At 63.0% G+C, this 24,252-nt stretch carries 22 protein-coding genes; 7 read left to right on the forward strand and 15 right to left on the reverse strand.

Going from position 1 to position 24,252, the window contains the following annotated elements; all coding sequences use genetic code 11:
- Positions 1-2: 2 nt before the first annotated feature.
- The 4 genes from J3P90_RS12500 to J3P90_RS12515 form a co-directional block, all read right to left on the reverse strand.
- Complete coding sequence (locus J3P90_RS12500; RefSeq protein WP_434676481.1) at positions 3-1,205, reverse strand: NAD(P)/FAD-dependent oxidoreductase; 1,203 nt, start codon at positions 1,203-1,205, stop codon at positions 3-5.
- 324 nt (positions 1,206-1,529) lie between these two features.
- Positions 1,530-1,904 carry a response regulator transcription factor gene (locus J3P90_RS12505; RefSeq protein ID WP_434676482.1) on the reverse strand — a complete coding sequence of 125 codons (375 nt, stop codon included), beginning with the start codon at positions 1,902-1,904 and terminating at the stop codon, positions 1,530-1,532.
- 100 nt (positions 1,905-2,004) lie between these two features.
- Positions 2,005-2,655: a response regulator transcription factor gene (locus tag J3P90_RS12510; RefSeq protein WP_434676483.1), complete on the reverse strand. Its 651-nt coding sequence runs from the start codon at positions 2,653-2,655 to the stop codon at positions 2,005-2,007.
- The gene (locus J3P90_RS12515; protein ID WP_434676575.1) at positions 2,615-3,790 is read right to left on the reverse strand and encodes a sensor histidine kinase; all 1,176 of its coding nucleotides are present in this window, start codon (positions 3,788-3,790) and stop codon (positions 2,615-2,617) included. Before J3P90_RS12515 ends, J3P90_RS12510 begins: the two co-directional genes overlap by 41 nt.
- A gap of 389 nt (positions 3,791-4,179) precedes the next feature.
- Between J3P90_RS12515 and J3P90_RS12520 the strand changes: the two genes are divergently transcribed.
- Complete coding sequence (locus tag J3P90_RS12520; RefSeq protein WP_434676484.1) at positions 4,180-5,121, forward strand: LysR family transcriptional regulator; 942 nt, start codon at positions 4,180-4,182, stop codon at positions 5,119-5,121.
- A gap of 19 nt (positions 5,122-5,140) precedes the next feature.
- On the opposite strand, the gene J3P90_RS12525 is transcribed toward J3P90_RS12520, so the two are convergent.
- The 4 genes from J3P90_RS12525 to J3P90_RS12540 form a co-directional block, all read right to left on the reverse strand.
- Positions 5,141-6,160, reverse strand: coding sequence for a GlxA family transcriptional regulator (locus J3P90_RS12525; RefSeq protein ID WP_420763835.1), 1,020 nt, complete (start codon positions 6,158-6,160; stop codon positions 5,141-5,143).
- Positions 6,161-6,276: 116 nt separating this feature from the next.
- A complete protein-coding gene (locus J3P90_RS12530) occupies positions 6,277-6,681 on the reverse strand; it encodes a cupin domain-containing protein (RefSeq protein ID WP_420763836.1) in 405 nt (134 codons plus the stop codon).
- Between the two features lie 144 nt (positions 6,682-6,825).
- Entirely contained in the window at positions 6,826-7,119 is a 294-nt protein-coding gene (locus tag J3P90_RS12535) for a putative quinol monooxygenase (RefSeq protein ID WP_420763837.1), read from the reverse strand.
- Between the two features lie 112 nt (positions 7,120-7,231).
- Entirely contained in the window at positions 7,232-8,665 is a 1,434-nt protein-coding gene (locus tag J3P90_RS12540) for a PLP-dependent aminotransferase family protein (protein ID WP_434676485.1), read from the reverse strand.
- A 165-nt stretch (positions 8,666-8,830) separates the two neighbouring features.
- On the opposite strand from J3P90_RS12540, the gene J3P90_RS12545 reads away from it, so the two are divergent.
- The gene (locus tag J3P90_RS12545) at positions 8,831-9,271 is read left to right on the forward strand and encodes a carboxymuconolactone decarboxylase family protein (protein WP_420763839.1); all 441 of its coding nucleotides are present in this window, start codon (positions 8,831-8,833) and stop codon (positions 9,269-9,271) included.
- 72 nt (positions 9,272-9,343) lie between these two features.
- Here the strand turns inward: J3P90_RS12545 and J3P90_RS12550 are convergent, their stop codons facing one another.
- The 6 genes from J3P90_RS12550 to J3P90_RS12575 form a co-directional block, all read right to left on the reverse strand.
- Positions 9,344-11,917, reverse strand: a complete 2,574-nt coding sequence (locus J3P90_RS12550; protein ID WP_434676486.1) for a bifunctional diguanylate cyclase/phosphodiesterase — start codon at positions 11,915-11,917, stop codon at positions 9,344-9,346.
- 213 nt (positions 11,918-12,130) lie between these two features.
- Positions 12,131-13,930 (reverse strand): thiamine pyrophosphate-requiring protein, encoded by a 1,800-nt coding sequence (locus J3P90_RS12555; RefSeq protein WP_434676487.1) that lies wholly within the window; start codon positions 13,928-13,930, stop codon positions 12,131-12,133.
- A gap of 99 nt (positions 13,931-14,029) precedes the next feature.
- Entirely contained in the window at positions 14,030-14,548 is a 519-nt protein-coding gene (locus tag J3P90_RS12560) for an HvfX family Cu-binding RiPP maturation protein (RefSeq protein WP_434676488.1), read from the reverse strand.
- Positions 14,549-14,564: 16 nt separating this feature from the next.
- On the reverse strand, positions 14,565-15,203 hold the full coding sequence (locus J3P90_RS12565; protein WP_434676489.1) for a ferric reductase-like transmembrane domain-containing protein: 639 nt from the start codon (positions 15,201-15,203) through the stop codon (positions 14,565-14,567).
- 290 nt (positions 15,204-15,493) lie between these two features.
- Positions 15,494-16,810, reverse strand: a complete 1,317-nt coding sequence (locus tag J3P90_RS12570) for an ATP-binding protein (protein WP_420763844.1) — start codon at positions 16,808-16,810, stop codon at positions 15,494-15,496.
- Positions 16,807-17,547, reverse strand: a complete 741-nt coding sequence (locus J3P90_RS12575; protein ID WP_123344949.1) for a response regulator — start codon at positions 17,545-17,547, stop codon at positions 16,807-16,809. The genes J3P90_RS12570 and J3P90_RS12575 overlap by 4 nt, the downstream gene beginning before the upstream one ends.
- A gap of 225 nt (positions 17,548-17,772) precedes the next feature.
- Between J3P90_RS12575 and J3P90_RS12580 the strand changes: the two genes are divergently transcribed.
- The 3 genes from J3P90_RS12580 (at position 17,773) to J3P90_RS12590 (ending at position 19,754) form a co-directional block, all read left to right on the forward strand.
- A complete protein-coding gene (locus J3P90_RS12580; protein ID WP_434676490.1) occupies positions 17,773-18,036 on the forward strand; it encodes a DUF2790 domain-containing protein in 264 nt (87 codons plus the stop codon).
- A 31-nt stretch (positions 18,037-18,067) separates the two neighbouring features.
- Entirely contained in the window at positions 18,068-19,276 is a 1,209-nt protein-coding gene (locus tag J3P90_RS12585) for a cytochrome c biogenesis protein DipZ (protein WP_434605842.1), read from the forward strand.
- Positions 19,277-19,460: 184 nt separating this feature from the next.
- The gene (locus J3P90_RS12590; RefSeq protein ID WP_420764035.1) at positions 19,461-19,754 is read left to right on the forward strand and encodes a hypothetical protein; all 294 of its coding nucleotides are present in this window, start codon (positions 19,461-19,463) and stop codon (positions 19,752-19,754) included.
- A 202-nt stretch (positions 19,755-19,956) separates the two neighbouring features.
- On the opposite strand, the gene J3P90_RS12595 is transcribed toward J3P90_RS12590, so the two are convergent.
- Positions 19,957-21,831, reverse strand: coding sequence for a sigma-54-dependent Fis family transcriptional regulator (locus tag J3P90_RS12595; RefSeq protein WP_434605840.1), 1,875 nt, complete (start codon positions 21,829-21,831; stop codon positions 19,957-19,959).
- A 341-nt stretch (positions 21,832-22,172) separates the two neighbouring features.
- On the opposite strand from J3P90_RS12595, the gene J3P90_RS12600 reads away from it, so the two are divergent.
- Both J3P90_RS12600 and J3P90_RS12605 read left to right on the forward strand, forming a co-directional pair.
- Positions 22,173-23,246 carry an ATP-NAD kinase family protein gene (locus J3P90_RS12600; protein ID WP_434676491.1) on the forward strand — a complete coding sequence of 358 codons (1,074 nt, stop codon included), beginning with the start codon at positions 22,173-22,175 and terminating at the stop codon, positions 23,244-23,246.
- Positions 23,247-23,248: 2 nt separating this feature from the next.
- Complete coding sequence (locus tag J3P90_RS12605; protein WP_434647506.1) at positions 23,249-24,226, forward strand: thiamine pyrophosphate-dependent dehydrogenase E1 component subunit alpha; 978 nt, start codon at positions 23,249-23,251, stop codon at positions 24,224-24,226.
- The last annotated feature ends 26 nt before the right edge of the window (positions 24,227-24,252 follow it).

A 24,252-nucleotide genomic window follows, 5' to 3' on the forward strand; every position in this document is an offset into this window, starting at 1 on the left:
GATCAGGCGACAGGGATCAATGGATCCGCGGCAGCCAGTGCGGTGGCGCGGTCGGCGGCGGGTGGGTAGATCCACACAGAGTTGATCTGGGTCTTGAGGTCCTTCGCTTCTTGTCCGACCAACTTGACCTGGCGATCCCAACCTTCGGTGTACACCGCGCCCCAGGCGCCAAGGTCCAGGCACGTCACGTACTTGGGTTGGCTGTAGGTCATCGGCGCGACGCCCAGCAGATCGGCTGCCACGTTGTTGCCCGCGTAGCGGCCCAGGGCGATGGCGTGCTGGCAGGACATCGCCGCGTAATTTCCCAGGTCGTCGGTGGCGGCGTAGGCCACGTCGCCGGTGGCGAAGATATCGCTCTGCCCGAGCACCTTCAGGTTCCCGTCGACATGCAGCCGGCCCTGGCGATCGTGGGTGCCGGGCACTTGTTCGGTCAGCGGGCTGGCGCGGAAACCGACGGTCCAGATGACGGTCCTGGATTCGATGCGCTGGCCGTCCGACAGCGTGACGCCGCCGGCATCCACCGATTCGACCGAGGCATTGAGCATCCACTCGATGCCAAGGTGGTCGGACGCTTCGATGATCGAAGGGCTGATTCCTTCGCCCAGCGCCGCACCGATTGTCGGCCCCCGGTCGACCACGATCACGCGGATATTGGCGTCGCTGCCCAGGACGGCGCGCAGGCGGGCGGGCATCTCAGTGGCGGTTTCGATCCCGGTAAACCCGCCGCCGGCCACCACCACGGTGTTGCGAGCGGGGCTGTCGGGCAGGGTGGCGAGGGATTTCAGGTGGGCTTCGAGGCGCGTCGCCTGTTCGATCTCATCGACGTCGAACGCATGCTCCAGCATGCCCTCAAGGTCGGGGCGAACCAGCTTGCTGCCCGCTGCCAGTACCAGCCGGTCATAGCCCAGCGTGCCTTGGCCGCCAAACACGTCGCGATAGCCGACCTGCTTGCGGTTGACGTCGATGCTCTCGGCAAAGCCTTGGACGAAATTTACCCCGGCCGCGTCGAACAACCCGGCCAACGGCGCCATCATGGTGTGGACGTCGGGTTCGTAGAAACGCGGGCGGATGCGCAACTCCGCCTGGGGCGCCAGGACGCTGATCTGTACGTCATTGCGATCATGCTGGTCGAGCAGGCGAGCCGCGCTGAGTGCGCTCCATACACCGCCAAAACCGGCGCCGACGATCAAGATTTGCTGTTTCATGAGGTGCTCCCGAAGACTGAGTCGATACGTTGAATTTGTTTGATGTTTCAGCGTGACCGTGTTGCGAAACGCCCGGAAGTGCTTGGCCTGATGGGGTGAATCATTAGGCGCATTCAGCTTCGGTTCGCTATTGGAAATGGTATTCGTCGGCGGGAGCCGCGGCACTTCTACATAGGGTCAGTGGCGGCATGCGTGGGTGTTAGGAGGGCTATACGAAGGTATTAAAATCGTTGGGTTGTGGATTTTCAGCAGCCGCAGAACGATGCGCACCCCATTACGCTTGTGGGAGCGAGCCTGCTCGCGAAGAGGCCACCGCAACCGCGTTTACCCCTCGCCACCCATCACCGATTCAATGCAGGCAATCAACTCACCACAATCAAACGGCTTGGGAAAAACCGCCACCGGGCTCATCCCGTCCGAGCGGGTTCGCGGCGGTACGGCAGGCAGGCCCGTTATGAAAATAAGCGGAATCTCGATGCCACGGGCACGAAGCTCATCGCACAGTTGAATCCCGGTCATCCCCGGCATTTGAATGTCCGACAGCAAGCAGGCTGTATTCACATAGCCAGCTGAAGACAAGAAATCGAGAGCACTGGGGTAAGTCTTGACGCGATAACCGTGGGAGCGCAGTAAACCATCCAATGCAACTCGAACCGATTCATCGTCATCGATAATTGAAATAATTGCGGTGTCGGACATTTCGAAACCTGGCAGTAATGTCAGGACGCCATAAAGGCGTCCCTATCACTGCAAGATACGCGGTACAAAAGCCGCGCCTAGTATACGTGGGTATGAACTTTCACTGACCGCGCCCCGGGTCCAATGCCTGGGCCATGCGCACCAGCTCGGCAAACGAGCGCGCGCCCATCTTGCGCATGGCCTGGCCGCGATGAATCTTGACGGTGATTTCGCTCAAGCCGATCTGCCCGGCAATCTGTTTGTTCATCAACCCCGACGCAGCCAGGAGCATCACTTGGCGTTCCCGGGCGGTGAGGCTGGCGTGGCGGTCCTGGAGCGCCTTTTGGCTGTGCTCGGCCTCGCGACGCAGGCGGTCGCGCTGGTGGGCGGTGGACACCGCATCGATCAGGTCCTGTTCACGAAACGGCTTGGTCAGGAAGTCCACTGCGCCGGCTTTCATGGCCCGTACCGTCATGGCGATATCGCCATGGCCGGTCATGAACACGATGGGCAGGTGAACGTCGGCGCTCGCCAGCTGTTGCTGGAAGTCGAGGCCGCTGGTGCCGCGAAGGCGCACATCCAGTAGCAGGCAACTGGGCCCGTCGGCGCGTGGATGGCGCATGAAGTCTGCCACCGAGTCGAACAGCTCGACCCGCAGGTCGATGGACCGTAGCAGACTGCGGAGTGCTTGGCGTAACGACGCATCGTCATCGACCACGTAAACGATTGACTCAGCGGTGAAGGCAGGGTTCGGGGTGTGGCTTGGGTTCATGGGCGGCGTCCTTGGCGGGGCGGGCAGGGGTTAGCAATGGCAACGAAAACGTGAACGAGGTGCCTTGGCCAGCCGGGCTGGCGGCCCAGATCCTGCCGTCATGGAAGTCGATGATGGAGCGGCAAATGGAAAGCCCGATGCCCAGGCCGTTTTCCTTGGTGGTGAAGAAGGGGGTAAACAAAGAAGGCAGGATCTCGTCGGAGATTCCGATCCCGCGGTCCGCCACCTCCAATAGCACCTCGTGCTCCTGCGTCCAGGTGCGTATGCGCAGGATCCGATCGGGCGAGTCAATCGTTTCCATCGCCTGGCACGCATTGATGATCAGGTTGATGATCACTTGCTGCAGTTGCACCCGGTCGGCGTTGACCTGGCACGCCTTTGCCGCGAGGTTCGCCTTCAGGCTGATCTTGTGATGAGCCAACTGCTGGCGCACCAGGTTCAGCGACTCGTTGACGATGTCGTCCAGTAGCTCAGGCTGACGCAGAGGGTCGCATTTGCGCGCCATCGCTCGTGTACGATTGATGACTTCGCTGGCGCGACAGGCATTGGTGACGATCCGGTCCAGCGCGTCGAGGGCTTCCTTAAGGTCCGGAACCGGGCGATCGAGCCAGCGACGACAGGCCTCGCCGCTGCTGGTGATGGCGGTCAGCGGCTGGTTGACTTCATGGGCAATCGAGGCGGCCATCTCTCCCAGGGACGTCAGGCGCGTGACGTGGGCCAACTGGGCGTGGGCGCGGGACAACGCTTGCTCGGCGTGTTTGCTGGCGATCAGGGCGTTGATCAGGTAGGCCTGGTTGTGGCGCAGGCGGTCCGCGGCCTGCTTGCTGCGCAACGCGAGAAACGCAATGGCGGACAGGGCCGTCAGGCAACGAAAGAACCCAGTGATTGACTCCCAGCGGTGATAGCCACCGTTGTACGCAAACATCGCCGTCAGCAAAAACATGCACATCAGCGCTACGGTGATCACCAGGTTGATGGAAAACAGGTTCGCCGCCATCAGCAGCAACGTAATGTACAGCAGCGTCGGCGCCAGGTCGGAATGGGTTTCGGAATTGATGATGACGATCCCGCAGGCCACCACCAGGCCCACGGCCCAGCCCAAGGCGTTGACCAGTGGGTGGGCGCTGATGCCCATCGATGGCTCCCCGCCCATCGGGCATGGGATGTACCGGAAGCTGTCATAGACACTCTTGAACATCGTGGCGGGTGTGGGCACGGCGCAGACCTTCTGTTTTGCGGTGCAGCCCGAGGAGACGGGGCATTGATTTGGGATCTTAGAAGTTGCCCCTGGCATCGGGTAGGACATAAATCCCTGAATTACTGCCAACCCCGGCCGGTTGTCGATGCATACCCACGTATCAATGAATCTACCCAAAGCGTGAGTCCGGTGTCCCCCAGTACAACAGACACCGGAGAGGCTCTGGCATAACCTTCCTGGTACGTCGTCGTTGTCCAACCGTGCAAACGGCCCGAGGCACGACGTTTCTTTGCTGACTCATTGGCCCTGTGCCTGGAATGGCTACCATGATGAACAGAAATGACCTGCGTCGTGCTGACATCAATCTGCTGGTTGTCTTCGAAACCATGATGCATGAGCGAAATGTCACAGGTGTGAGCGAGAAGCTGTTTCTCGGGCAACCGACCATCAGTGCGGCCCTGGCGCGTTTGCGCTTGATGTTCGACGACCCGCTGTTCGTCAGGACCGGGCGGTTGATGGAGCCGACGTCTCGGGCCCGGGAGATTTTTTCCAACCTTTCACCCGCTTTGGACGGCATCGCCGCCGCCTTGAGTCGCTGCCAGGCGTTCGACCCTGGCACCAGCGAGGCAACGTTTCATATAGGCCTTTGCGACGATGTCGAGTACGCGCTGCTGCCGGATTTGCTGCGCCGCCTGCGGGTCGAGGCGCCGGGCACGACGTTGGTGGTGCGTCGCACCGATCAATGGCAGATGTGCCAGTTATTGGTCAGTGGGGAAATTTCCCTCGGTATCAGCCATACCCTGGAACTGCCGGCCAACGCCCGGCGCAAGGCGCTGCGCCCGATCCGGCCGATGCTGCTGCGGGCCGATTCGCGTCCCGGCGAGTTGACCCTGGACGACTTTTGCCGCCGACCCCACGCGGTGGTTTCATCCATGGGCCACGTCATCGATGATTCGGACCGCGCGTTGAGCCTGGTAGGCCGGCAGCGGCGGGTGGTGCTGACGGTGCCGCAATTCAGCGCATTGCCCGTGTTGTTGGATCGCAGCGACATGATCGCCATCGTGCCCGACTATGTGGCCCGGGCCATGGCGGCAGTCGCAGGCTTGCGGGCGGAGCCGGCGCCGGTCCAATTGCCTGAGCATGAGCTGTCGATGGTCTGGCGAGGTGCCTCCCATGATGATCCAGGCGAGCGCTGGCTGCGTTCTCGTTGCTGCGCGTTCATCGCCGAGCAGGCCCAGTCGGCGCCGCAAGCCCGGCGCGTGGCCTGACGCGATCGCGCAAGCCTTCTCAAAGGGAAAACCGGCTGCGATATTCGCGCGGTGAGATCGACAGATGCCGCTGGAACGTATGGCGCATCCGTTCCTCGTCGCCGAAGCCGCACGAGCGGGCGATCTGGTCGATGTTGCGCTCGGAGTCCTCCAACAACCTTCGCGCGGCTTCGAGGCGGAACATTTCGACGGCCTTGGCCGGCGTTCGTCCGGTCTGGCGCTTGTAGACCCGGGCAAAATTGCGCGGGCTCATCCGCGCCTGCCGGGCCAGACGTTCGATGGTCAGGTCGGCCTCGTTCAGGTGCTCGGCGAGCCAGGCGTGCAATTCATCGAACCCGGCGCTGTCCTGGGTCTGGGACAGCAACAATTGGCTGAACTGTGCCTGTCCACCGGGCCGCTTGAGAAACACCACCAGTTCCCGGGCCACTTGCAGGGCCACGTCGCGACCGCAGTCGGCCTCCACCAGCGCCAGGGCCATGTCGATGCCGGCGCTTACCCCCGCGGAGGTCCAGACCTTGTCCTGTTGGATGAAGATGGCGTCCAGGTCCACTTCGATCAATGGGAAGCCGCTCTTGAGCATCTCGCACATGGCCCAATGCGTGGCGGCACGGCGGCCATCGAGCAAGCCGGCCTGGGCCATGAGGAAGGTCCCGCTGCACACCGACGCCGTGCGCCGGGCCCTGGTGGAGGCCGCGCGCAGCCAGTCCACGAGCTCGACACAGTCAATCATCGCCTGACGAATGTTCGGGGCACCGGGCACGATCAGCGTGTCGATGATGACGTCGTCGAACTGATGCAGGGACGCCGTCTCGACGACCAGGCCTTCAGCGGTCTGCATCAGCCCGCCGGCCAGGCTTGCGGTGTGCATCCGATAGCCCGGCCGGCCGCGTTCGGCCATGGCTTTGGTGGCGGCCCAGAACACGGTCTGGGCGCCGGTCAGGTCCAGAAGGCCCATTTGCGGATAGGCGAGGAACACCAACGCACGCGGTTGGGACATCGACTCGGCGGCGATGTGAATGTCATGGGTCATCTCGTTCATGGTCGCGTCGGCTCGGTAGGGCGCATTTTGAGGATAAAGGTTTCGGCCTGCCCCCCCCCGCTTTCGCGAGCAGGCTCGCTACCACCGGAAAGCGACTGTGGGAGCGAGGCCATGGGTCATTGCTTGAGCGGAATCAGCACCGCTTCGTTCTCACCCATCACCATGAACACCAAAAGCTTTGCCGGTTGGGTGGCGCTGGCGTTCCTGGATACCAGATGCTCGGAACCGGCGGCTTCGTACCAGTACTCGCCAGCCTTGTAGGTGATGGCCGGCTCGCCCTTGACCTGGGACGTGACTGCGCCTTCGAGCACATAGGCCATGGCGGTGCCGTCATGCTTGTGGGCGATGGACGACTGGCCCGGTGCATAGTCGACGGTCAACATCATGGCTTTCTTGCCGGGCAGGTTTTTGAGCAGTTTTTCCTGAAGCACCTGAACGTTCTCCGACGGCGCGGTTTCGTGGGCGTACAGCGCGGCAACGGGAAGCAGGCTCAGGGCGGCGATCAAATAAAGCGTTTTCATGGGGCGGGTCCTTTGTGGTATCGAGTGAGTTCGCGTTCACCCTAAGCCCCAAGGTGTCGGGGACAAACGTCCAATTTATTGAAAGACGAGTAGACCACGGTGGCGAGGGAGCAAGCTCCCTCGCCACGCCAGAGATGAGCCCATTCACACCACCGGGAAACTGTTGAAATCCACGCTGCGAGCCAGGCGGCTTTCGATCAGGCTGATGAAGCCCTGGACTTCGGGGCAGTTGAAATGCGCCTGCATCGCTGCTTCCGATTGCCAGCGGGCGCTGACGTTCCAGCGGTCGTTGTCTTGCGGGCAACGGTCGACCATATAGGCGTCGCAGCCTGGCGAGGCCCGCAGGGTTTCGACGATTTGCTGCAACTGCCGGCCCAGTTCTTCCGAGCGCCCGGCGGCGGCCTGCACCTGAACGGTATTGATCACTTGGCGAGACATTGTCCTGGCTCCTGAATCAAGTCGAACGGAATCTGATGACACCCAGGCAGGATAGGCCCGGCAAGACAAGGCTAAAACAGCCAATGGGCGGATAAATGCCCAGTCCAATCGGTCAGGCGACCTGCTGCAGGATGTCCCGCAGGCGATCGAAGGCGATATCGATGTCGAGCAGTTCGATGGCGCCAAAGCCCAGTATCAAGCCTGGACGCACCGGTGCCGCGGTAAAGAATCCGTCGAGGCTATAGAGCCCAACCTCGGCTTTCTTAGCCAATTCGATCACCAACGGCAGGTCGATCGGCACCTTGCACAGCACCGCCATATGGAAGCCCGCTGTGGTGGGCACGGCCTCGAACCACGGTGACAGGTCATCGGCCAAGCGCGCCAGGATCCGCTCGCGCCGGCCGGCATACAGCGCGTGGCAGCGCCGGATGTGCTTGAGCAGGCAGCCTTCGGCGATGAACTTGGCCAGTGCCCATTGGGGCAGCGTGGAGGTGTGCTGGTCGGTAAGGCGCTTGGCGAGGATCACCGCCTCGAGAATCGCCGGCGGCAGGACGGCGTAGCCGAGCCGCAGCTCCGGCAGCAAGGTCTTGGAGAAGGTCCCGACGTACGCCACGATCCCGCGCTCGTCCATGCTTTGCAGGGAGTCGGTGGGCCGGCCTTCATAGCGGAACTCACTGTCGTAGTCGTCTTCGATGATGATCGCGCCCAGCTCATACGCCCGTGCCAGCAGCGCCTCGCGCCGGGGCTGGCTCATGGGCATGCCCAGGGGAAACTGGTGGGACGGCGTCACGTAGATCAACCGCGTGCCGTCGGGAATCATATCCACGCGCATGCCTTGCTCATCCACCGGCACCCCGGCCACCGTCGCGCCGTGGGATCCGAACAGCAGACGTGCCGGCGGGTAGCCGGGATCTTCCATCGCCACCAGGCTGCCGGGGCGGGTCAGTACCCGGGAAATCAGATCGAGGGCCTGTTGCGCGCCGTTGCACACCACCACGTCGTCGTCCTGGCAGTTGACCCCTCGGGAAAACGCGATGTGCCGGGCGATGGCATTGCGCAGCGCCGGCAATCCCTCGGGTTGGCTGTAGAAACCCTTGGCGGTGGCGATCTGGCGAAGGGCGTGGGCGGTGCAGCGACGCCAGTCATCCAGGGGAAACTGGCCCTTGCCGGTGGCGCCGCCGATGAAGTCATAGCGTAGCGCGCTTTCGGGCAGCGGATGGCGCAGCAGGTCCGGCATGTTGCGCCAGGTCTCGACCACGTCCGCCCCGGCCAGCTCACGGTGACTCTGCTTGCGCACGACGCTGGCCGGGCGCGCGTTGACATAGGTGCCCTTGCCGATGACGCCGGTGAGGAGATTTTCGTAGGTCAGTTGCGCGTAGGTGTCGGAGACGGTCTTGCGCGAGACGCCCAACTGCTCGGCCAGCAGCCGGCTGGGTGGCAGTTGCGTGCCGGCCGCCAGCCGACCGCTCTCGATGGCGCTGCGCAATTGTCGGTACAACTGGCCCGCCAGGTCCTTGCGGCCGTTGATGACGACGTGAAGTTCCATACCTGCGGGCTCCCGGATAATCGATGGCGGCAAGGGCCGCGGACGCAAGATTACCCGCAATGCGCCGGCGCGGAGAAGTTGCGTGGGCGTTTATCGTCAGATTGGACCTGTCACGGGCGGCGTCGACGTCCTACCGTGAAATCATCAACCACCACGGAGGCCGCCATGAGCCCGCGTCTTGATTACTACAGCGCATCCCCCGGGGCGATGAGGGCAATGATTGGCCTGGAAGCGCTGACCAGCCGCCTGAGCATCGAGCCGGCGCTGCAGCATCTGATCAAGATCCGCGCCTCGCAACTCAATGGCTGCGCCTTCTGCACCGACATGCATTCGGTGGATGCGCGCCGCCAGGGCGAGACGGAGCGGCGTCTGTATGCCGTAGCGGTATGGCGCGACAGCGGATTCTTCAGCGAACGCGAAAGGGCGGCCCTGGCCTGGACCGAAGCGGTCACCCTGTTGGCTGAAAGCCAGGTGCCCGATGACGTCTATGCCGTGGCCCGCGCCAGCTTCAGCGAAGAGGAACTGGTGGACCTGACGCTGGCGATCAGCACCATCAACAGCTGGAACCGATTGGCGGTGAGTTTTCGCCAGAGTCCGGGAGGCTAGGCAGTGCCTATGCGGCGTGCTGAAAACTGACCGTCCAACATTCTGGGGTCAGTCCAACAAAAGCCATGAAGCCTAGAGCCACCGCGGCGTTGTAAAGAACGAGGCCATTTCCGAGCGAGCCAATGCCGCGCCGAAGTAAGGCCCTTGTACCTGGTCACACGCCACGCTGCGCAATTGGCTGAACTGCCGGGCATTCTCGATGCCCTCGGCGGTGACCATCAGCCCGACGCTGCGGCTCAGCCGGATCATCGCCAGCACGCCTTCCTGATCATGCTCCAGGCCCAATTGCGTGAGGATATTGCGATCGAAGCGGATGCCGTCGAATGGCTGGTCGAGGACTTCCCTAAGGGAAGCGATGTTGGTGCCGAACTTGTCGATGTTGATCCGTACGCCCAGCGCCTTCAAGGCATGCAAGGTATTGGCGAGGGTCTTGTGGTCGGTGAGCAGTACGCCTTCGGCCACTTCCAGGGTCAGGCGTTGGGCGGGAAGACCGCTGGTCTCCAGGGCTTTGTGTACCTGGTTGAACAGGAAACTGCTGCTGAACCACCGAGGCGAAACGGCCAGGGAAACGTTGAGTGCGTTGGGCCAGCTCGTCGCTTCCTCGCACGCGTTGATCAGCATCCAGCTGCCCAGCTCTTCCAACTGCCCGGACGCTTCGGCGACCGGGATGAAGTCGATGCCGCCCAGTTCGCCGCGTTCGGGATGGTGCCAGAACGCCTGGGCTTCAAAGCCGTGCAACTGCTCGGCATTCACGTCGAAGCGTGGCAGGTAACGCAGTTCGAGCTGGCCTTCCTGCATCGCGTCGCGCAATTGCTGTTCATAGCGGCGCCGGTCACGGGCGACGTTGCCCATGGCCTCTTCATAGATGCGCCAAGTGTTGCGGCCGGCGGCCTTGGCCGCATACAAGGCAATGTCAGCCTGGCGCAGCAGCTCCTCGGCACGTGGGTCACGGGGGTGCGACCACGCCACGCCGATACTCACGCCCAGGTACAGCGTATTGCCGTCCAGGTGCATAGGGCGCTGCATGCAGTCGATCAAGCGCTCGCAGAGCTGATCGAGGTCTCTTGCGCTGCCTGGGTTGGGCATGACGATGACGAATTCGTCGCCCCCCAGTCGCGCCACAAGATCGCTGTTGCGAACGTTTTGCTGGAGGATATGAGCCACTTCCTTGAGCACTTTGTCGCCCACGGCATGGCCCAGGGAGTCGTTGACCGGCTTGAATCGATCCATGTCCAGGTTCAGTAGCGCCAGTGGTGTGCTCTGCGCGTGGTCCAGGTGTTCGCTGAGGCAATCGAACAGACGGTTGCGATTGGCCAGCCCGGTCAGCGGGTCGTGCTGGGACAGGTGCTTGATTTGTGCCAGGGCGCGCAATTCATCGGTGATGTCGGTGGCGGTGCCACGAAAGCCCTGGCTACCGGCGTCGATAGCCCGTACCGAAAGCTTGCAGGTGCGTATGCGTTGGTTACGCGCAATGTACTCGCACAGCAGCGGGGCAGACGAGGCACTGTTGGCGCCGCCGAGCAGCCAATGGGCAATGGAGATCGACCCGCTGTGGGGTTCCAGCAACCGGTGCAACGGTTTGCCGATCCATTGCGTGGGGCTGAAGCCCGTCACCTGTTCAAAGCGCTCCGACAGATAGGTCAGGTTTGCGGCCGAGTCGACTTCCCACAGCCAGTCTGACGACACTTCGGCAATGTCGCGAAAGCGTTCCTCGCTGCGCTCCAATGCCTTGCGATGGGCCAGGAGGCTGACGTACTGCTGTTCCTGGGCGCGAAGCATGACCAAGGCGTGGCGCAATACCAAGAGGGCCATGACGCCCAGGAACAGCAACGCCAGCGCCAACAACGGCAACAGGGCTTTACGCAGATCCTTGCCAGGGGTAGCGGGGCGCCAGGCCAGGGCTTCGCGGGTCAGGTCATTGAGCAGCACCTGGGCGGTGTCTTTCGGGCCTGGGGTATGGGCGATATGGGCGTCCGGCAGGGCAAAGTCTCGTGCCAGGTCCTGCAACGCGTCCGTATCGAGGACTTTGACGAATAAAAGCAGGCTCGGCGGGCCAGGAATCTCAGCCACGCTGTTGTCGGTGCCAGTGGTGATGGCCGAGACGGCGACGAAGGCAGGCGCGTCTTCGTGATGGAGCAATTCGACGATCACTTCATCGCGATTCTCCGCAGCGCTGGCCTTTCTGGCGAGTGCCCGCAGGTTGCCAGTCAGCCATGTGTTGGCGTGCACTTCGCTCATTTCACCATCGATGACCGAATAAACCGTCTTGCCGGTCGGGGAAATCACGAACACAGCCTGGTAGCCATACAGCGAGAACACGCTGCTGCCGACATTTTCCTGGTCGTAGGCCCAGTCTTTGTCGACTTCGACGTGCAGGTGGCGGTAGGCGTCGCTCCACTTGGAATAATCGCTCAGGTCGCGGCCGATGCCGGTACGAATCCCGTCGACGGCCCGTTGGGCAAAGAACAGACTCTGGGAACGGGCCTGTTCGTCCTGGGTCTGGGTGATGTTGAGCAATACCGCGATGGCCAGCGCGGACATGATGAACAGCAACAGCATGATGGCCGGAAAGGTGCGGCGAGTGAAACTTCGGGTAGGCCGCTCGCCGGAAATCACCGTGGAGCCATTGCCAGCATCTTCATTCATAAAAACAAGCCATCAGCTGAACGCGAGACATCCCGCACTAGTTTTGTATCGGCTGACCGCCTGATTAACTTAATGAAAGTGGAAAATAGCTGACCAGTTGCACCATTTTTAACGGCAGCTGCCCTCAGGTGCTACGCCTTGGCGGTATCGCCGCCATATAGGCGCCGCCGATTGATCCGATCAGCTCATATCGGCTCGCTCGAGTCTGCATGCTTATTCTTTGTCCTTGCGATGACCGGGCAGCAACGCGCCGAGCACCTGCTTGGCGGTCTCGACCACGATGCCGTGCTCGTTCGGATCGCCCTGGAGCAGGGTCGAGGCGAACTTCTTCGCCTGTTCCAGCTTGATGTGCGGCGGCAGCGGAGGCACGTCGGGGTCGGTGCGGAACTCGATCACCACCGGGCGTTCGGCGGCGAACGCCTGGTCCCAGGCGCTCGCCACGTCGCTTTCCTGGTCGACGAGGATGCCCTTGAGGCCGATCGACTCGGCGAACAGATGATAGGGAACGTCGGGAATATCCTGGGACGCCTCGAATTTCGGATCGCCTTCCATCACCCGTTGTTCCCAGGTCACCTGATTCAGGTCCTGGTTGTTGAACACCGCGCAGATCCAGGTGGTGTTGGTCCAGGTGCGCCAGTATTTGGCGACGGTGATCAATTCGGCCATGTTGTTCATCTGCATCGCGCCATCACCGACCAACGCGATCACCGGACGGTCCGGGTGGCAGAACTTGGCGGCGATGGCGTAGGGCACGGCGGCGCCCATGGAGGCGAGGCCGCCGGAGAGTGAACACATCATGCCGCGACGGATCTGGACATCCCGCGCATACCAGTTGGCGCAGGAGCCGGAGTCGCAGGTGATGACGGCGCGATCCGGCAGCCGTGGCGAGAGTTCGAACGTGACGCGCTGCGGGTTGATCGGTTTGGCCGAGACCAGGGCGCGTTTTTCCAGGGTCTTGTCCCAGTCCGCTCGCCATTTCTCGATTTTTTCGCGCCAGGTGCGGTCGGTCTTTTCTTCGATCAGCGGCAACAGGGCCCGCAGGGTGTCGGCGCTGTCACCTTGCAAGTTGACTTCCATGGGGTAGCGCAGGCTGAGCATGTCTGGCTTAAGGTCGATCTGCACGCCACGCGCCTGGCCCTCGCCAGGCAGGAATTCGGCATAGGGAAAGCCGGACCCGATCATCAGCAGGGTGTCGCAACCGGCCATGAGGTTGTCGCTGGGCTCGGTGCCCAGCAGCCCGATGGAGCCGGTGACCCATGGCAGTTCATCGGGCACCACGGCTTTGCCGAGCAGGGCCTTGGCGACGCCGGCGCCGAGTTTGTTGGCGATGGCGATCACTTCGTCCGTTGCATGCAGGGCGCCGGCGCCCACCAGGATGGCAACTTTCTTGCCGGCATTGAGCACCTCTGCCGCTTGGCGCAGGTCTTCCTCGTAGGGCACGACCTTAGGTTTGCGGTAGCCGACGCCGGAATGCAGCGTGCCGTGCTTGTGGGGCGGCGGTGTGTATTCCAGGTCTTGGAGGTCGTTGGGCAGGATCAGCGCGGTGACCCGACGCTCACCCACCGCCGTGCGTACCGCGCGGTCGAGCAGGTGGCGGACCTGTGCCGGGGCGCTGGCTTGCTGGACGAACGCGCCTGCAACGTCCTTGAACAGGCTGGGCAGGTCCAGTTCTTGCTGATAATGGCCGCCGAGGGCGTTTCGGGCCTGCTGGCCGCAGATCGCCAGGACCGGCATATGGTCCATGCGCGCGTCATACAGGCCGGTAATGAGATGCGACGCCCCAGGGCCGGAGGTTGCGATGCAAACGCCCAGCTCGCCAGTGAACTTGGCATGGGCGCAGGCCATGAAGGCCGCCATTTCCTCGTGCCGCGCCTGGATGAATCGGATCTTGCCCTTGGCCCGGTTCAGAGCCCCGAACACACCGTTGATGCCATCGCCAGGATAGCCGTAGATGCGCCGAACGCCCCATTCATAAAGGCGTTCAACCAGAAAATCGCCGACGGTCATGCTCATGTCTGTTCCTCGTCCTGATGGGCTGTCTTGAGCGTTGCGCCCGCTGGGCAGCGGTACGCAGCGCCATGGCTCTTACAGGACTGGACCGACTCAAGCCCTTCAAGGTTTCGATTTTTTTGACCGGAGCAACGACTTCAATAGCGCATCGACGCTCAACCGCCCGGCGCCCTGCAACAGCAGCGGCAGCAATGCGACCAGGTAAATCAATGGCAGTTTGAAGTTACCGTAGCCCTTGTTGGTGATCGCGTACCCTTGGGCCAGCTCGCCCAGGCTCGACCAATCCGCCGGCCAGTGCACGGCGGCGGTAGCGACCACGGTGACGATCATCAGCACCAGCGCCGAGGCGCGTGTGCCCAGGCCGATCAACAGGGCGACGGCGCAGATCAGCTCCGCCCCCATCGACAATTCCCAGTTCCAACTGGCCGGCACATGGTTGAACGGGAACGGAAAAGCCGACTGGATCTCGGCGAACCAGTTCTGGCCGTTCCATTTTTCCAGGCCGGATTCAAAGAACTCCCAGGCCAGGAACAGGCGCAGCCCCAGCGGTGCGAGCCACGAACCGGCGTGATCGAGGTTCAGGTGCAGGCCGTTCAGGGCTTTCGAGAAAGAGGCGTACATGGTTGATCTCCTCGGCTCAGGCCGCACGTTGCAGGGGTTGACGCTTGTTGGCCTGGGCCAGCTTGCCCACCAGGCGGACCGCCGTGGCGGCGCATATCAGGCCGAAGGGCAGCACGTACCAGGCGCTCATCGGAATGCGCTTGAAATTGGAATAGGCAAAGATCGCCGCCAGTACCCACATGCCGGTGGTATGCAGGCGCTTCCAGGCGGTGGCGCCGATCAGCCGCGTGGTGCTTTTGAACGAAGTCAGGGCCAGCAGCAGGATAAACACGTAGCCCACGGTGCCGGGCACGTTGCCAAGGGTGGTCCGGCCGGGCCAGAACTCGGTGTTGAGCTGGCCGTACCAGTAGATCAATGCGGCGTGGACTAAATGGGAAAAGGCAAAGGCCAGCCCGATGAAGCGCCGTTCGCGCACCAGGGATTTGCTCAGGGGCGAGGGCACCAGCACGGCGAACGCCGACGCTGTAAAGGCCAGCAGGAACAGGACGAAGGACGAACGGGCGGTCGCGCGAATGGCACTGCGCACGCCTTCTGTGAGGTCTGGATTGATGATCAGGACCAGCACGGTCATCAGCAATACCAGGGCGGCAAGCAGGCTGAACAGCGACCAGCCCTGGTAACGGAAAGCAGGCGGCGTTGCGGTGGCGGTAGGCATGGGGAAGCTCCTTGGATGGCCCGGCATCGTGGTGGCCGGGAATAGAAGGAGTCTTTCAAGTGGGTGTAAGCGGGGTGTGTCGGGAAGGGGGCCGGTGTGCAAGTTTGTGTATGCGGCGTGGTGGTTGACACACTGATATACAAACCCCGATACCGAACCTTGCACATGACCTTGTGGGAGCGAGCCTGCTCGCGAAAGCGGTGTGTCAGCTACATCGGCGTTGGATGTGCCGCCGTCTTCGCGAGCAGGCTCGCTCCCACAAGGGATATCCACAAGGGATTCAGTAGTCTTCAGACCTGGGTATCGCAACCCAACCGCAGCTCAGCGCACAGCCCACCGCCCTCGCGGTTGCTCAAGGTCAGCGAACCGCCCATGGCATTCGCCAGTTGCTGGGCTATGGCCAAACCCAGGCCGGTGCCACCGGTTTCCCGGTTGCGCGAGCTTTCCACCCGGTAGAACGGCTTGAGCACTTCGGCCAGTTCCTGCTCGCTGATGCCGGGGCCACGGTCCAAAACCCGGATCGCCAGCTGCCCGTTGGCGGCGGGCTGGACCTGGATCTGCGCCGCGCCGCCGAACTTCAACGCATTATCCACGAGGTTGACCAGCACCCGGCGCAATGCGTGGGGACGGGTATCGATGATCGCGGCGTTCTTGCCGGACAGCTGCACGTCCTGCCCGGTGTCCTGGTAGTCGAACACCAGGCTGTCGAGAAACGCGTCCAGGCTGATCCGGCAACTGGCCTCGGTGGCGCCATGGATGCTGCGGGCGTAGGCCACGCCTTCACGCACCAGGTGCTCCATTTCCCCCAGGTCGCTGTAAAGTTTGTCTTTTTCGATGCCGTCATCCATGAATTCGGCCCGCAGCTTCATGCGGGTGATGGGGGTCTGCAGATCATGGGAGATCGCAGCCAACAGATGCATGCGCTCCTTCAGATAGGCGGCGATGCGGTCCTGCATGGCATTGAAGGCCTTGGCCGCATGTACCACCTCGGTCGGGCCTTTTTCGTCCAGGCGCACGCCGTGGGCGTTGGGGTCCAGGGTTTCGACGGCCTGGGCCAGCCGGGTGAGGGGGCTGATGGCGATGCGCACGGCAAGCCACGTGCAGCCGATCAGCAGCGCCAGTTGCCCCAGCAAGACCACCGGCAGCCAGGGCGAAAGCGGTGCCATCGCCGGACGTACGTCGATGGTCAGCGGATTGCCGTCCTTGAGGCGCAGGTGCGCCTGATAGTGCATCTTCGGTCCCGGGATCTGGTTGTAGGTCAGGGCATAGGCTTCGCCCAAGGCTTCCTGGATCGAGCTGACCGATATCGGCGCGTTGTCCGGGAGCATTGGCATGCCAGGCTGGCCCTCATCAAGCACATAGCCGTAGTTGCGTCGCGCAAGCTTTGGCAGCCACGCGGGGCGTTCGGCGGCAGGCAGGCGATCGAGGATCGCCACGGACGTCGAGACGTCAGTCTCCAGGTTGCCGAGCATGGTGTTCTTGGCGCTCTCGTAGCGTTCGTAGTATTGGACGCCGAACGACAAACCCTGGGCCAGGACCAGACCGATCAGGAAAATCAACGACAAGCGCGAGGCGAGGGTACGCGGCCACCGCAGAGACAGGGTCATACCGAGGCCTCGAGGATCTCCACCGGCAGCGAGAACACGTAACCTTCACTGCGTACCGTCTTGATGTACGCCGGCTCGCGGGCGTCGTCCAACAGGCGTTGGCGCAGGCGACTGACCAACAAATCGATGGAGCGGTCGAACAGGTCCGCGTCACGGCCCTGGGTCAGGTTCAACAACTGGTCGCGGTTGAGTACCCGCTGTGGATGGTCGAGGAATACCCGGAGCAAGCGGTATTCGGCGCCGCTCAGGGCCACCATGGTGCCGTCGCTGTCCAGCAGGTGGCGAGCGGTGGTATCCAGCCGCCAACGGCCAAACGCCAGCAGGCGCCCGCTCTCGGTGACCACCAGGTTAGGCGGCAACATGCGCGTGCGGCGCAGCACGGCGTTGATCCGCGCCAACAGCTCCCGGGCGGCGAAAGGCTTGACCAGGTAATCGTCCGCGCCCATTTCCAGGCCGATGATGCGGTCGGTCTCGTCGTTTCGAGCGGTGAGCATCAGGACAGGCGTGGCCTTGTGCTTGCCGGCCCGCAGCTCCCGGCACAACACCAGGCCATCGTCGCCGGGCATCATGATATCCAGCACGATCAGGTCCACCGGAGTGGTCTCCAGAAAGGCGCGCATTTGCCGGCCATCCGCGACCACGGTGGTGCGCAAACCGTTCTTTTTCAGGTAGTTGCCTACCAGCTCCCTGATCTCGCGATCGTCGTCCACGATCAGCACATGATCGACATGATCCATGGTGTTCTGCCCCTTGGCGTTTTGGTGTGGGTCAGTCTACAGCCAGCAGCCGGCCTGGCTCGCGACGGTTTGTATTGCAGTGTATCTGGCGCGTGGCGGATACACAGCGATGCAAAAAGCCACCTGCTCGATACAGGCGCGATACGTGGGGAGCATTCAATGGCATCCATCGAGGCGACACAACCGGCCTCTGCGACAAACACCCATTGAATCGAGGACCGCACCATGAACACCAAAGCCATCTACGCCGCCTGCCTGTTCGCCGCGCTGAACATCTGCACCCTGTTGGCCCGGGCCGAAAGCACCGCGCCGGCGCACACCTACACCTACGGCACACACCTGGATGTACGCAAAGTGCTGTCCCTGAGCGAAGATCCGCAGCCAGCCTGTGGCGTGGTCAACGCCCACATGACCTACCTGGACTCGGCGGGCCATGAGCAGGCGCTGGATTACCGCAAGCTCTCCGATAACTGCACCAACCAGAACTGACCTTCGCCAGCCTTTATATTGAGGTGTTGCCATGCTTCTGATCGCATTTCTCGGCGGGATCCTGACGATCCTCAGCCCTTGTATCCTCCCGGTGGTGCCGTTCCTGTTCGCCCGGGCCAATCAATCGCGCCGTTCGGTGTTGCTGACGCTCGCCGGCATGGTGCTGACCTTTGCCTTGGTGTCCAGCCTGGCGGTGGCCAGCAGCGAATGGGTGATACGCGCCAGTAGCGTCGGCCGGCAGGTCGCCTTGGTGGTGATGGTGCTGTTTGCGCTGTCGCTGATGTTCAGCCGGGTGGGCACTTGGCTGGCGCGGCCGCTGGTCAGCCTGGGCAACCGTCTTGACACCGGTGCCGGGCGGATGGGCGGGCCTCTGGCGTCAGTGTCGGTCGGTGTCGCCACCGGGTTGCTCTGGGCGCCGTGTGCCGGGCCGATCCTCGGCGTGATCCTGACCGGGGCCATGCTGCAAGGCGCCAGCGCCCAGACCAGCCTGTTGCTGCTCGCCTACGGCCTGGGCAGCGCCCTGTCGCTGGGTACCCTGATCCTCGCCGGTCGAGGCCTGATCGGTCGGTTGAAACTCTCGCTGCCGATCACCGCCTGGCTGCGCCGCGCCACCGGGGCACTGGTGTTGCTGGCCGCCGTGGCGATCGGCACTGGGGCGGATGACCGGTTATTGGCCGCGACGTCGTCGCAACAGTCGGCCAGCTTGGAAAAAAGCCTGTTGGAGAGCGTGCCCAAAGCCATCGACTATGTGGTGAGCAAGGCCAGCGCGAGCGCCATGCCGGACCTCGAAGCCCAAGGCGCCATGCCTTCGCTGGACGGCGCGGTGCAATGGCTCAACTCGCCGCCGCTGAGCAGCGAGTCGTTGCGGGGCAAAGTGGTGCTGGTGGATTTCTGGACCTACGACTGCATCAACTGCCAGCACACGCTGCCGTATGTGAACGAGTGGGCGAAGAAATACGAAAAGGACGGGCTGGTGGTTATCGGCGTTCATACCCCGGAATACGGCTACGAAAAGATCATCGACAACGTACGCGCACAGGTGCGCAAGCTGGACATCCAGTACCCGGTGGCCATCGATAACCGCTATGCGATCTGGCGTGCCTTCAACAACCAGTACTGGCCGGCCCATTACTTCATCGATGCCAAGGGGCAGGTGCGCTATAGCCACTTCGGCGAAGGGCGGTATGGCGAACAGGAACAGGTGATCCAGCGATTGCTACAAGAGGCGAAGTCTGGATAAAAATACTATTTATCAAGGGGTTATAGTTTCTATATAAAGTTGTTTGTACGGATAGACATAGGCTTGAGAACGGCCCGCCAATGCTGGCCCCTTGCTCCATAAGTTGAGGTCAAACTCCTTTCATTTCAGAAAGTTGGACGACAAACCTATGCGTGTTTCTATCTGGATCGCGGCGGCCATGCTCATGGCCGCCGTTTCGCATGAAGCCCAAGCCAGGGCGCTGACGGCAAACCAGCAATCGGTGTGTCGCTGGGGTTCGGACATTGCCGCTGGAGCGCAGGCGTCCAAGCTGTCCGGAGTGAGCCTGTATGGGGCGCGCAAGAAACTGCAGGTGCGCAAGTTTCCCCGGCCCTGGATGCGCATGACCGCCCTGGGCATCACCGAACAGACCTACAACAGCACCTCGCGGCTCAAACCTGCCGCGGTCAAGCAGACCTACTACGAACAATGCGTGCGCCATGAGCTGGCGCGACGATAAGCCATCAGCCCTGGCTACTGCCGTAATACCGTTCACTTGAGAAAAAGACGATCCCGTGGCGAGGGAGCTTGCTCCCGCTGGGCCGCTAAGCGGCCCCATACCTGCCGAATGCAGAGCTTCAGATACATCGCATTCTTCGGTTTTACGACTGCTTCGCAGCCGAGCGGGAGCAAGCTCCCTCGCCACAGCTGTCTGGCGACCTTTAGTGAACAGCGTCAGGACGCCTGCCGGGCATCTCGATCCCGTGCTGATGCACCCGTCGATACAGGGTCGCCCGGGAAATGCCCAGCGCCCGGGCCGTCGGGGTGGGTTTCCAGCGATGACGCACCAGGGCGTCCAGCAACGCCTGGCGTTCAGGGCTGGCGCTGGGCTCCGGCCCATGATCGGCGGCGTCCGTGATGTGCAATGACTCAGGCAGGTGGCTAAGCTGGATCACGCTCGCCTCGCAGACCGCGCAGGCATAGCGCAGCACATGCCGCAACTGGCGGACATTGCCCGGCCAGTGATAACCCAGCAGGCATTCCAGCGCGGCGCCGCTCAGTTGCACCGCACCGCCGCACAGCGCCGACTCTTCTTCAAGGATTCGATTGATCAACGCCAGCCGGTCGGTGCGTTCGCGCAGCGGCGGCAGCTGGAAGCGGGCGCCGCCGAGACGGAAATACAGATCCTCGCGAAACTCGCCAGCCGCCACCAGCGCCTCCAGGTCGCGGTGGGTGGCGCAGATCACCTGGATGTCCACGGCCTTGCGCCTTGAAGCCCCCAGTGGCGCCACTTCGCCTTCGGCCAGCACCCGCAACAGGCGGGTTTGCAAGGCGAGCGGCATGTCCCCGATCTCATCGAGGAACAGCGTGCCGCCATCGGCCTGCTGCAACAGACCCTGCATGCCCTTGGCCGAGGCCCCGGTGAAGGCACCGGCGACGTAGCCGAACAGCTCACTCTCGATCAGGCTTTCCGGTATGGCCGCGCAGTTCAAGGCCACGAAGGGCCGATCGCGACGCTGGCTGGCCTGGTGCAACTGGCGGGCGAAGACCTCCTTGCCGGAACCGGTTTCGCCCTGGATCAGCACCGGCAGGTTGCGATCCTTGACCCGCACCGCCAGGTTCAGGCTGTCGGCCAGGCGTGGATCGAGTTCGGTGGGAGTCATCGCGACGCGCTGGCGAGGCTTGGCCCGGCGCCGTGGCGCGCTCAGGCGGCCATGCAAATCGACATCGAGTGGGTAGAGGCTTTCATCCCGGGCCCGGTGCAGCAATTGCGGGTCGAAAACCTGGCTGATGTGGCGAGGCAACTGGCCGTAGCGTTGCATCAAGTATTGGCGCGCCGCCGGGTTCAGGGCTTGCAGGCAGCCATCGTCGTCCCAGGCAAGCAGCAGATCCGGCTGGCTGTCGACGTACCCCGCGTTGCGATGGGCCCGCAACACCCAATAACCCTGGACGCTGCTCATGAAAAACGCCTGTTCGATCTCCCGGGCGCTCTGCACCACCATTTGCCGGATCAGGTGCTGGGAACGTCGATCATCCGGCGAGCGCACCGCCGAGACGTCCAGCACGCCGAGCAGCTCGCCTTGCGGATCGAAGACCGGCGCGGCGGAGCAGGTCAGGCCAATGAACGCCGCGCGAAAGTGATCACGCTTGTGCACCGTCACCGCAGTCTTGGCCGTGAGCACCGCCGCCACGCCGCACGTGCCTTCTTCGCCTTCCGACCAGCACGTACCCAGGTAGAGCCCGGCCTTGCGGCAGTCGTTGCGAAGGGTGGTTTCCACCCGGTAATCGATGGTCTGGCCCTGGGCATCGGTCAGCAGCACGCAATAGTCGGCATCGCGCACCCGGCCGTGCAGGCGCGCCACTTCGTCGCTGGCGATATTGAGGAACAGCTCCGAGCGCTCGCGGCATTGCTTGAGCACGTCGTGGGACAGGATCCGTGGGCCCTGGAGCGAGCCGGGGTCCAGGTGATGTTGCTCCATGGAGCGGCGCCAGGAGTCGAGGATCAGGTCCGGCACGGGCAGTTGCGGCAGTTGGGCGGCGTTCTTCAGCACGCGGCTGATGCAATCCACGTGCGCCCTGGAGTGAGCGGAAAGCATAGGGGCCTCCGGTTCAGCTTCTTGTCATTGTCGGCACATTAAGCGCTGATCGCCGGGCGCAGACAAGCCCGACGGAGCGCAGGCAACCCGGTGAGACGCCACGTCTCAACGTCTCGCGGTTAGGTCGTGCAGGCTGGCATGTGGCGTCTCACCGGGCCTATGGCCAATGCTTGCAGCGGAGCGCCGCAAGCGCTCTGGATCGGGGTTTTGCGTCCAGTTTCCGGCTATTGGCACCGCCCTTGCTCTAGGCCTTGGACCCACCCGTTGGGCTTCCAATAATAAAAAGAGGTGCCTATGACTTGCACGCCAAGCCCGTTGACTGTTCCCGCCACGGTGGCGCCATGAGCCGCCGTCCGCTCACCGTCGGCATCATCGCCAACCCCGCATCGGGCCGTGACGTGCAGCGGTTGACCGCCAACGCCGGATTGTTCTCCAGCACCGACAAGGTCTCGGTGATCCAGCGCTTGCTGGCGGCGTTTGGCGCCACCGGCATCGAGCAGGTGTTGATGCCCACCGACATGATCGGCATGGCCGCCGCCGTGCTGAAGAACAGCCACAGCCGCCAGGCCCGCAGTAGCCATTGGCCGGCCCTGGAGTTTCTCGACCTGACCCTGCGCCAGACCGTCGAAGACACCCGCCGCGCCGCACGCCTGATGGCCGAGCGCGAGGTGGCGCTGATCGCCGTGCTCGGCGGCGACGGCACCCACAAGGCTGTCGCCGCCGAAGTGGGCGACATTCCTCTGTTGACCCTATCCACCGGCACCAACAATGCCTTCCCCGAACTGCGCGAGGCCACCAGTGCCGGGCTGGCAGGTGGGTTGTACGCCAGCGGTCGGATCCCAGACGCGATCGGTTTGCGCCGCAACAAGCGCTTGCTGGTTTGCGACGCCGGGCGTGGTTTGCGGGAAGTCGCTCTGGTGGACGTTGCCGTATCGCCGCTGCGCTTTGTCGGCGCGAGGGCGATCAGCCGCGCGCAAGACCTGGCCGAAGTGTTCGTGACCTTCGCCGAACCGCAATCCATCGGCCTGTCGGCGCTGTGCGGGTTGTGGTTTCCGGTGTCTCGCCAGGCGCCGGGCGGTGCCTGGATGCGCCTGGACCCGCAATCCCCTGAAGCGCTGCTGGTGCCGCTCGCGCCGGGCTTGCTGCAAGGTTGCGGCGTGCTGGCCGCCGGGCCTCTGGAGCCCGGCGTCGCCCATGGCTTGTCGCTGTCCGCCGGCACCTTGGCCCTGGATGGCGAGCGGGAAATCGAATTCAACGTCCATGACCGGCCCACGGTCACCCTCGATGCCGGCGGCCCGCTGAGCATCGACGTTAACGCGGTGCTCACCTACGCCGCGCAACAGCGCTTGTTGGCCATTGGTCGCGAGCACCCGCAACACCCCTCGAACCTTCAAGAAGACACGCCTGGAGAATAAAAATGTCGACATCGCTCAACCATGATCAATTACTGCACGCCTATCAGGTCATGCGCACCATCCGCGCCTTCGAAGAGCGCCTGCACGTGGAATTCGCCACGGGGGAGATCCCCGGGTTCGTCCACTTGTATGCCGGCGAAGAAGCCTCGGCCGCGGGCGTCATGGCCCATCTCGGGGACGACGATTGCATTGCCTCGAACCACCGTGGTCACGGCCATTGCATCGCCAAGGGCGTGGATGTGTACGGGATGATGGCCGAGATCTACGGCAAGAAAACCGGCGTCTGCCAAGGCAAGGGCGGCTCGATGCACATCGCCGATTTCGAAAAAGGCATGCTCGGCGCCAACGGCATCGTCGGCGCCGGTGCGCCACTGGTCGTCGGCGCTGCCCTGGCGGCTCGGCTCAAGGGCACCGACAGCGTCGCCGTGGTGTTTTTCGGCGACGGCGGTTCCAACGAAGGCGCAGTGTTCGAAGCCATGAACATGGCCTCGGTGTGGAACCTGCCATGCCTGTTCATCGCGGAAAACAATGGCTACGCCGAAGCCACCGCGTCCAATTGGTCAGTGGCCTGCGACCACATCGCCGACCGCGCCGCCGGCTTCGGCATGCCCGGCGTGACCGTCGATGGCTTCGACTTCTTCGCCGTCCATGAAGCCGCCGGGGCCGCCGTCGAGCGCGCCCGTGCCGGGGAAGGGCCGTCGCTGATCGAGGTCAAGCTGACCCGCTACTACGGCCACTTCGAAGGCGACGCCCAGACGTATCGCGCACCCGACGAGGTCAAGCATTTCCGCGAAAACCAGGACTGCCTGATGCAGTTCCGCGAGCGCACCACCCGGGCCGGGCTGCTCACCGTCGAGCAGTTGGACCAGATCGACAAAGAGGTGCAAATGCTGATCGAAAATGCCGTGTACAAGGCCAAGTCCGATCCCAAGCCGGCGGCGTCCGACCTGCTGACCGACGTCTACGTCAGCTACCCCTGAACGCCCCTGAAAACAACAAGAGAGAA

It is taken from the genome of Pseudomonas sp. D3-10, assembly GCF_051132175.1.
GTDB lineage: Bacteria > Pseudomonadota > Gammaproteobacteria > Pseudomonadales > Pseudomonadaceae > Aquipseudomonas.